Origin of the sequence: Streptomyces sp. OfavH-34-F (assembly GCF_022347745.1) — a bacterium.
GTDB lineage: Bacteria > Actinomycetota > Actinomycetes > Streptomycetales > Streptomycetaceae > Streptomyces.
In genome coordinates this window covers 1-8,810 of the sequence record NZ_JAKRGC010000275.1, presented here as the reverse complement: position 1 = coordinate 8,810, position 8,810 = coordinate 1, and the positions used below count along the sequence as shown (strand labels likewise).

General features: G+C 75.6%; 7 protein-coding genes and 1 pseudogene. 2 read left to right on the top strand and 6 right to left on the bottom strand.

Annotated elements, in window-relative coordinates:
• Positions 1 to 72: 72 nt before the first annotated feature.
• From MHW47_RS27990 to MHW47_RS27975, 4 genes are all read right to left on the bottom strand, one after another.
• Entirely contained in the window at positions 73 to 882 is an 810-nt protein-coding gene (locus MHW47_RS27990) for a rod shape-determining protein (RefSeq protein WP_239226545.1), read from the bottom strand.
• Positions 883 to 1,025: 143 nt separating this feature from the next.
• Positions 1,026 to 3,131: an NAD-dependent DNA ligase LigA gene (gene ligA, locus MHW47_RS27985; protein ID WP_239226544.1), complete on the bottom strand. Its 2,106-nt coding sequence runs from the start codon at positions 3,129 to 3,131 to the stop codon at positions 1,026 to 1,028.
• 60 nt (positions 3,132 to 3,191) lie between these two features.
• Entirely contained in the window at positions 3,192 to 5,261 is a 2,070-nt protein-coding gene (locus MHW47_RS27980; RefSeq protein WP_239226543.1) for an alkaline phosphatase family protein, read from the bottom strand.
• An 83-nt stretch (positions 5,262 to 5,344) separates the two neighbouring features.
• On the bottom strand, positions 5,345 to 5,749 hold the full coding sequence (locus tag MHW47_RS27975) for a hypothetical protein (protein ID WP_239226542.1): 405 nt from the start codon (positions 5,747 to 5,749) through the stop codon (positions 5,345 to 5,347).
• Positions 5,750 to 5,972: 223 nt separating this feature from the next.
• Here MHW47_RS27975 and MHW47_RS27970 point away from each other — a divergent pair, with 223 nt between their 5' ends.
• Both MHW47_RS27970 and MHW47_RS27965 read left to right on the top strand, forming a co-directional pair.
• Positions 5,973 to 6,755: an MBL fold metallo-hydrolase gene (locus MHW47_RS27970; RefSeq protein ID WP_239226541.1), complete on the top strand. Its 783-nt coding sequence runs from the start codon at positions 5,973 to 5,975 to the stop codon at positions 6,753 to 6,755.
• Positions 6,752 to 7,378, top strand: coding sequence for a DedA family protein (locus MHW47_RS27965; protein WP_239226540.1), 627 nt, complete (start codon positions 6,752 to 6,754; stop codon positions 7,376 to 7,378). Before MHW47_RS27970 ends, MHW47_RS27965 begins: the two co-directional genes overlap by 4 nt.
• A 2-nt stretch (positions 7,379 to 7,380) precedes the next feature.
• Here MHW47_RS27965 and MHW47_RS27960 read toward each other — a convergent pair whose 3' ends face one another.
• The gene (locus MHW47_RS27960; RefSeq protein WP_239226539.1) at positions 7,381 to 8,412 is read right to left on the bottom strand and encodes an MBL fold metallo-hydrolase; all 1,032 of its coding nucleotides are present in this window, start codon (positions 8,410 to 8,412) and stop codon (positions 7,381 to 7,383) included.
• 36 nt (positions 8,413 to 8,448) lie between these two features.
• Positions 8,449 to 8,810: pseudogene (locus tag MHW47_RS27955) on the bottom strand (pyridoxal phosphate-dependent aminotransferase); the annotation flags it as partial.

Genomic DNA, 8,810 nt, shown 5'->3' with positions numbered 1-8,810 from the left:
CGTCGCGCACCGGGGTGTCCGGCCGGGTTCCGGGGTGTGCGGTCCCCGGAGGCGGCCCCCAGGGGACCGGGGTCACCGGATGCGGCCGGGGAGGGCGGGTTCCGCGCGGCGGAGGACGGAGCTGAGGACGATGCCGGCGCCGCGCACCACGGTGGTGGCGGGGTCGTCGGCGCACCGGACGGGGACGCCGAGGCGGAGCGCTATCCGGTTGGTGACGTCGGGGCGCAGCGCACCGCCTCCGGCGAGCAGCGGTCCGCGGCGCAGGGCGCCGAGCATCGCGCCGTGCCGGTCCTGCCGCCACATGGCCATGACCATGTCGAGGACGGCGCGGACGACGGCGGCGGGCGGTTCACCCGGTGCCAGGTCGCTGAGCCCGGTCTCGGCCAGGCGCGCGTCGCGGACCAGGCCGTCGACGAGCAGGGTGGCCTCGGTCAGCTCGGCGCCGACGTCGAGGACGAGGAGGGGTCCGCCGTCGCCCGGTCCGGCGCAGGCCGCGGCGGCCCTGGCGCTGTCGAGGACGATGACGTCGCAGGGGCCCAGGGCGCGGAGCATGTCCCGGGTGGCGGCGCGGTGCGCGGGGCCGGCGAGGACGGGGTGGCTGACGACGATGAGCGCGTCGTCGCGGTCGTCGCCCAGGGCCCGGTCCGCGATGCGGGCGAGGAGCCGGCCGCAGGAGTCCGGGTCGACGATGCGGCCGCGCCGCACGGGCCTGCCCCGGCCGTGTTCCCCGGGGTCCTCGCAGGTCTCGGTGACGAGGCCCCGGCCGGGCACCCAGGCCCGGGTCCGGGAGCTGCCGAGGTCGAGGGCGAGGCCCCGGGTGGCGCCCCGGTGCCGCCGGTGGACGGAGCGGTCGTGCCGCTGTCCGTCGCGCAGAGAACGCATCGCCCCTCACCCCCGGCACGCAGCCGTGGCCGTACACACACCCAGTGACCCGCTGATCGCGAGGCATGGCCGAGCCCTCACTATGCAATAGGGAGGCAAAGAAAGCCACTCCCAGGCAAAATCGAAGGGCTCGGGGCGGGGCCTCAGGCGTCCACGGGCAGGTAGTCCCCGATCAGTTCCGCGAACTCCTCCGGGTCGGCGATCCGCACGCCCAGATCCTCCGCCTTCGTCCGCTTGGAGCCGGCCTTCTCGCCGGCCACGAGCAGCGTCGTCCGCTTGGAGACGCTGGAGGAGGACTTGCCGCCGGCCCGCTCGATCAATTCGTTCATCTGGTTGCGCGACAGCTTCTCCAGGGCGCCGGTCATGGCGCCGGTGACCACCACCGTCATCCCGGCCAGCGGCCCGCCGCCGGCGGCGTCCGCCGCGTCCTCGCCGGTGTCGGCGGCCTCGCCCGGCGGCGGGGGCGGGGTGGCGCCGGGCTCGGTCATGGTGAGTCCGGCGGCGACCAGCTTCTCGATCAGCGGGGCGAGGTCGGCCAGCTCGGCGACGACGCTCGCCGCCTTCTCCTTGCCGATGCCGTCCACCTGCTGGAGTTCCTCCGCGTCGGCGGCCCTGATGCGGTCCATCTCCGCGAAGTGGCGGGCGATGCGGCGCGACATGGAGCGGCCGGTGCCGCGGACGCCGAGGGCGCAGAAGACGCGGGACAGCGGCTGGGTGCGGGCCGCGTCGATGGCGGCCAGCAGGTTGTCGGTGCTGGTCTCGCCCATCCGGTCGAGCGTGAGGAGCTGTTCGCGCTCCAGGGTGAACAGATCGGCGAAGTCGGCGACGAGACCGGACTCGACGAGCTGGACGACGCGGGTCGTGCCGAGCCCTTCGATGTCGAGCTGGTCGCGCCCGGCCGCGTAGGAGATCGAGGCGACGAGCCGGCAGTCGCGGCCGCGGACGCAGCGCCAGCGCTGCTCGCTGGTGTCGATCTCGGAACCGCACTGCGGGCACGCCTCGGGGAAGACGACGGGCTGTTCGTCGCCGGTCCGCAGATGGGCGACGGGGGCCTCGATGCGGGGGATGATGTCGCCCGCCTTGTAGACCATGACGTGGTCGCCGATGCGCAGGTCCCGGCGGGTGATGTCGGCCGGGTTGTGCAGGGTGGCGTAGCCGACGGTCGAGCCGTCGATCTCGACGGGTTCCAGGACGGCGCGCGGCGCGATGATGCCGGTCCGGCCGACGTTCCACTCGACGCCGAGGAGGCGGGTGACCTTCTCGACGGCCGGCAGCTTGTAGGCGATGGCCCAGCGCGGGGCGCGGCTGCCGTTGCCGGCGTCCCGCTGGTCGGCGGCGAGGTCCGCCTTGATGACGATGCCGTCGATCCCGAAGGGCAGCGAGGCGCGCAGCGCGCCGATCTCCTCGATCCGCGCCTGCACCTCCTCGACGGTGGCGGCGGTGCGGGGGGCGACGTCGGTGGCGGCGGCGGTGTGCACGCCGAGGTCCGCGACGCGGGCGAGGACCTGACTGTGCGGCAGGCCGGCGAGCGCGGCGGCCGGTTCGCCGGATTCGGGCAGCGGGAGGGCGCCGTACGCGAAGAACGTCATCTCCACCGTGTACGCCCGGTCCTTGGCGCGCAGGGTGCCCGCGGCGCCGTTGCGCGCGTTGGCGAAGGGGGCGCCGCCGTGCTCGGTGCGGACGGTGTTCGCCTGCTCGAACTGCTCCGTGGTCATCAGGATCTCGCCGCGTATCTCCAGGGTGAGCGGCTCGGCCAGCTCCGCCGGGAGCCCGACGACCGTCCCGGCGGCATGCGTCACGTCCTCGCCCGCGGTCCCGTCGCCGCGGGTGATCAGCCGCTCCAGGCGGCCCTCGCGGTACCGGGCGGCGACCGCGAGCCCGTCGAGCTTCGGTTCGACGCTCCAGGCCGTGACGGGACGGCCGATGCGGCGCTCCAGCGAGGCGGTCCAGGTGGCGAACTGCTCGGCGGAGAAGACGTTGTCGAGGGAGAGCATCGGCACCGTGTGCGGCACGTCCCCCACGGCGGCGCCGCCGGCCACCTTGCCGGTCGGGGAGGCGGGCAGCACCTCCTGCGGATGCTCCCGCTCGTACGCGGCGATGCCGCGCGCCAGCCGGTCGTAGGCGTCGTCGTCGAGCGTGCTCTCACCCGTGGCGTAGTACGCGGCGGCGGCCTGCGCGGCCTCTTCGACGGCGGCGGCGTAGGAGGCGTGGTCGGCGAGCACGACTGCTGAGTTCGTCATGGCCACCATCCTGCCGCCCACCACTGACAACGCCCCCGCGCGCCCGGCGCGCAGGACCCGCCGGACCGGTCAGGCCACCGGCACCTGGGGCCCCGACGCGTCCCGCAGCCAGCGGCGCAGGACCCGGTGCACGGCCTCGGCCCCGACGAGTTCGTCCGGCCGCTGTCCGCACTCCTGCCCGAGGACGTCCAGCGGGTCCGTCAGGGAGCGCGGCCACAGCAGGAACGGCCGGGACTGGTCGCCGCCCAGGCCGCCGTGCGAGCCGATCTGCTCCTCGAAGGCGTGCACGGTGCCCGTGGCCGGGTCGTACATGGAGTTGACCATCACGTCGGCGACGTGCGGGAAGGTGTCCGTGCGCCGGATCGCGTCCGCGGCACCCGGCCCGTACGGCGCCAGCGGCCCTTCCCCGTCCACCAGCTCCGCGACCGGCACCCGCACCCCGTCCCGGGCGAGCACCACCGAGCCGTACCGCTCGCTGCGCACCAGCAGGAAGCCGATGCCCGGATGGTTGGCGAGGGTGGAGAGCAGGGCCGGGTGGCGGTGCTCCAGCTGCTCCAGACAGGCGCGGCCCTCGATGTCGGGGAAGGAGATCAGACCGAGGTTCCCGGAGGCGAGGACGATCGGGTCGGAGGGTTTCGCGACGCGTTCCTCCCCGCCCTCGGCGACCGGCCGGTGCAGCGCGATCCGGACCGCGTCGCGCGCCTCGGACGCGCTGGGGGTGCGCTGGGCGCGCCGGGGCACCGGCAGTCCGCTGCCCGCCCGCACCAGCTCCTTGAGGGTGAGCCCGTACGCCCCGGCGAAGGTGTCGCCGGGGCTCTGGCCGTGGTCGGACAGCAGCACGATCCGGTAGGTGCGCGGGGCCTGCTCGGCGACCTTGGCGATGAGGGCGAGCGCCCGGTCGAGGCGGGCGAGGACCTTCTCCGCGTCCCGGCTGCGCGGCCCCGAGTGGTGCGCCACCTCGTCGTAGGCGACCAGGTCGGCGTAGACGGCGGTCCGGCCCGCGAACATGTCGCCGATCACGGCGGCGACCACCACGTCGCGTTCGACGACGGTCGCGAACGCGCGGATGAAGGGGTAGAGGCCGCCGCGTTTGACGCGGGGGGTCTCCTTGCGGAGGCGGGAGCGGGTGGACTGGGTGATCTCCCGGCAGACCTCGGCGGCGAAGGAACCGGCGGTGCGCACGGCGTTGGCCGGGTCGGAGAAGTAGGCGAAGTACCCGGCGCGCGAGCGGCGGCCCTTGCCGAGCCGGGCGGCCATGGACAGGACGAGCGCGAGCTGGTCGGCGCCGCCGCTGAAGAGGTTGCCCCGGCTGGCCCCGTCCAGGGCGAGCAGTCCGCCGTCGCGGGTGCGGGCGACGGCCCGGCGCTGGAGCTCCAGGGCGCTGGCCGGTTTGCTGGAGACCATGACGACGCCGGTCTCCTTCTCGTACCAGCGGAAGGCGGGCACGTCGTGGTTGCTGCCGTGCAGGATACCGAGCTGGCTGGCGCCGGTCTGGCTGGACCAGTCGGTGCGCCAGGGGGTGAGCCGGTGCCCGGCGGGGTCGGCCAGCCAGTGCGCGACGGTCGGCATCACGCCGCCGGCGGCGGCCGCGACGAGCGTGTCGTGGCCGACGCCGTCCAGCTGGATGAAGACGGTCCCGGGCGGGCCGCCGCGCGCGTCGGCATCCGCTCCGCTGCGGCGGCGGCGCCGGTCGGCCAGGCGCGAGAGCCGGCGGCGGTAGGCGTTGTCGTCGCGCACGGCCAGGGCGGTGGAGGTCGCCGAGGCGACGGCGGACATCGCGGCGGCGACGACGACGGCGGTCTCCGGCGCCGCGGCGCCCCGGCCGTCCGGGATGAGGCGCAGCGCGATCAGCAGCAGCGAGCCGTTGAGGAAGAAGACGAGCAGGCCGAGGACGAGGGCCGGCACGATGAGCAGCGCCCGGACCAGGACCGGCCAGACCAGCGCGGAGAGCAGACCGAAGGCGCCCGCGCCCCAGGCCGCGGTGAACGCGGTCTTGGTGAGGGTGTCGCCGTCGGCGGACTGGAGGCGGAAGTCCGGGAGGATGCGGGCGAGCACCAGCATGGTCAGCGTCGAGACCGCCCAGACCGCGACCACCCGCATCAGGGCGCTGCCGGCCCGCCGCCATCGCCTGTCGCCCACGCCCTCGTCACCTCACGTCCGGACCCTGACTCTCCGGGCCCGGCCCCAGCCTTTCACAGCGGTCCGGACGCTCCCCCGGCCGGTCAGCAGCCGTCGTAGCCGGCGGTCGGCATGGAGAGCCTGCGGTGCACCCCGGCCTTGCCGTCCGCCGTGTAGGACGGCTCGTCGAGCCCGGCGATCTCCAGGCGTACGCCGCGCCGCTCGCACTCCGCGGTGAAGTCGGCCACCGAGGCCAGGGCGCGGGCCAGGACCCGGTCGCAGGGGGCGACGAACAGTTCGGCGTCGCCGCTTTCGATGTCGGCCCAGAGCGCGGGGTGGTCGGGGCGCAGCCGGTACAGGCGGAGCTGGCGGGTGATGACGTAGCCGCGCTCGGCGGCCCAGCGGGCGCACATGGCGTGCTGGCCCCGGGTGTCCACGAGGAAGGGGTCGCTGTCCAGCTCCTCCAGCGGCGTCAGACTGGCGATGGCCGCCACCCGTACGTCACCCATGACCGCTCTCCCCCTGTCCGTCGTGTGCCGACCCTATGCGCCGCTCCCGGCGGTTCCAGGGGCGTGTCCCGGGGCGGTGAGGGGGCGCACGGGGGCACGGCCGCACCGTCGCGGACCTCGGGTGCGCCGGGTGTGCGGCCCGTCCGGGCGGGAGTGCCCGTAGGCTCGTCGGGCAGGCGGGACGGGTCCGTTCGGTGGGGCGAGCAGCAGGAGGAGGAGACGGATGCCGGTGGAGATCACCTGGTGGGGTCATGCCACGTGCACGATCGAGGACTCCGGGGTCCGGCTGCTGACCGATCCGCTGTTCGCGCGGCGCTTCGCGCATCTGCGGCGCCGCCGGGGCGCGCTGCCCGGCCCGGACGCGGCCGTCGCCGACGCGGTCCTCATCTCGCATCTGCACTCCGACCATCTGCACCTGCCGTCGCTGGCACGGGTCGCGCCGGAGGCCCGGGTGGTCGTACCGCGCGGTTCGGTCCGGTCGGTGCCGGGGCTGCGGCTGCTGCGCCGCTCGCGCGGGCTGCGGATCACGGAGGTGCTGCCGGGCGACGAGCTGCGGGTGGGCGCGGTGCGGGTGCGGGCCGTTCCGGCGCTGCACGACGGCCGGCGGCTGCCGGTGGGCCCGCACCGCTCCCCCGCCCTGGGGTACGTGGTCGAGGGCGCGGCGCGCACGTACTTCGCCGGGGACACCGGGCTGTTCGACGACATGGCGCGGGTGGTCGGTCCGGTGGACGTGGCGCTGCTCCCGGTGGGCGGCTGGGGGCCCTATCTGGGGCACGGGCACCTGGACGCGGGCCGGGCGGCGCAGGCGCTGGCCCGGCTGCGGCCGCGCGCGGCGGTGCCGGTGCACTACGGCACGTACTGGCCGATCGGGATGGACGGGGTGCGGCCGCACGAGTTCCACGCGCCGGGCGAGGAGTTCGTGCGGAAGGCGGCCGCGGCGGCGCCGGAGGTCGTGGTGCACCGGCTGGCGCACGGGGAGCGGGTGCGGCCGGGGTGCTCGGGGTGATCGAGTTCCTGCGGGAGACGGCCCAGCTGCCCGCCGAGTCGACGCAGCAGGCGGTGGGCTATCCGTCGCTGTTCCTGCTGGTGGCGGTCGGGGCGCTGGTCCCGGTGGTGCCGACGGGGGCGCTGGTGAGTTCGGCGGCCGTGGTGGCGTTCCACCAGTCGTCGCCGTTCTCGCTGCTGGTGGTGTTCGGGGTGGCGGCGTCGGCGGCGTTCCTGGGGGACATATCCCTGTACTGGCTGGGGCGGCGGGGGGTGCGGTCGAAGAACGGGTCGCGGTGGCTGCGCGCGATCCGGGACCGGGCGGCGCCGGAGCGGCTGGCGCAGGCGCAGCGGAAGCTGGACGAGCACGGGGCGGCGGTGCTGGTGCTGTCCCGGCTGGTGCCGGCCGGGCGCATTCCGGTGATGCTGGCGTGTCTGCTGGGGCGGATGCCGATGCGGCGGTTCGCGCGCGGTGACGTGCCGGCGTGTCTGGCGTGGGCGGCGACGTACCAGCTGATCGGCATTCTGGGCGGTTCGCTGTTCCCGGAGCCGTGGCAGGGGGTGGTGGCCGCGGTCGGGCTGACGCTGGTGATCAGCGGGGCGCCCGCGGTGTGGCGCAGGACGCGGGCGCGGTGGGCGCGGTGAGGTCAGCCGGGGGCCAGCAGGCGTGAGCCGCCGATGGGCAGGTCCCAGAGGTGGTCGCGGGGGTGTCCGGCGCGCTGCCAGGCGGTGCGCAGCCGGGTGAGCGGTTCGTGGACGGGCTCGGCGGAGAGCAGGAAGGTCGCCCAGTGCATGGGGGCCATGGCGCGGGCGCCGAGGTCCTCGTACGCCCGTACGGCCTCCTCGGGGTCGGTGTGGACGTCGCGGAGCCACCAGCGGGGTTCGTAGGCGCCGATGGGCAGCAGGGCGAGGTCGATGCCGGGGTGGCGGCGGCCGATCTCGGTGAACCAGTGGCCGTATCCGGTGTCGCCGGCGAAGTAGATCCGCCCGCCGGTGTCCGGGCCGCCGATGATCCAGCCGCCCCACAGCGAGCGGCAGGTGTCGGTGAGGGTGCGCCGCGACCAGTGGTGGGCGGGGACGAAGTCGAAGCGGACGCCGTCCAGCCGGGCGGACTCCCACCAGTCCAGTTCGGTGACGGTGCGGAAGCCCCGGCGGCGGCACCAGGGGCCGAGGCCCGCCGGGACGAACAGCGGGGTGTGCCGGGGCAGTCTGCGCAGGGTGGGCGCGTCGAGGTGGTCGTAGTGGTTGTGGCTGATGACGACGGCGTCGATGACCGGCAGGTCCTCCCAGGGGACGCCGACGGGTGTGATCCGGGCGGGGGTGCCGAGGATGCGGCGGGACCAGACGGGGTCGGTGAGGACGGTGAGGCCGCCGGTGCGGATGATCCAGCTGGCGTGCCCGGCCCAGGTGACGCAGGCGGTCCCGGCCGGGACGGGCGGCAGGGGCGCGGGTGCGTAGGGCAGGCGGTGGATGTGGCGCAGGCCCTCCGCGTTGGGCCGGATGGAGTGCTCGCGGGCCAGCCGGGACATGCCCTTGACGCCGGGGAGCGGGGCGGTGAGCCGGTCCGCGAAGCTGCGGGGCCAGTCGCGCACCTCGCCGAGGGGGCGGGTGGGGACGGGGTCGTCGCAGGCCGCGGGGGGTGTGTCGGGGGCGACCGGGCGCGCGGTCTGGTCCGTCATCGGGGCTCCCGTCCAGGAGTGCGCCGGCGCGGTGGGTCAGCGCGGTGTGTCGAGGGCTGCTCGGAAAATGCTCAGCGCTGCGGCGACCGGCGGCAATTCGAGGGGGTCCGCGGCGGTGAGGGCGGCGGTCTGCGCGACGGGGTCCGTGCCGAGGAGCGCTCCGGTGCCCAGCCGGACGCGGAGGGCGCCGAGTTCGTCGCCGAAGCGGTGTCCGCCGGGGGTGGGGGTGCCGAGGCGGGCGCTGAGGTACTCCTCCAGTTCGAGCGAGTCGGTGACGCCCCGGGCGGCGAGCGTGCCGCGCAGCGGGGCGAGGTCGGCATAGAGGTGGCGGCCGGCCTGCGGGGGCCGGGCGAGGGCGCCCCAGCCGAGGACGGCGCGGTGGGCCCCGGCGGCGAGGC

Coding starts and splice junctions, on each gene's coding strand:
- MHW47_RS27970 (WP_239226541.1), top strand. CDS start 5,973: ATGCCGGTGGAGATCACCTGGTGGGGTCATGCCACGTGCACGATCGAG.
- MHW47_RS27990 (WP_239226545.1), bottom strand. CDS start 882: ATGCGTTCTCTGCGCGACGGACAGCGGCACGACCGCTCCGTCCACCGG.
- MHW47_RS27975 (WP_239226542.1), bottom strand. CDS start 5,749: ATGGGTGACGTACGGGTGGCGGCCATCGCCAGTCTGACGCCGCTGGAG.
- ligA (WP_239226544.1), bottom strand. CDS start 3,131: ATGGTGGCCATGACGAACTCAGCAGTCGTGCTCGCCGACCACGCCTCC.
- MHW47_RS27960 (WP_239226539.1), bottom strand. CDS start 8,412: ATGACGGACCAGACCGCGCGCCCGGTCGCCCCCGACACACCCCCCGCG.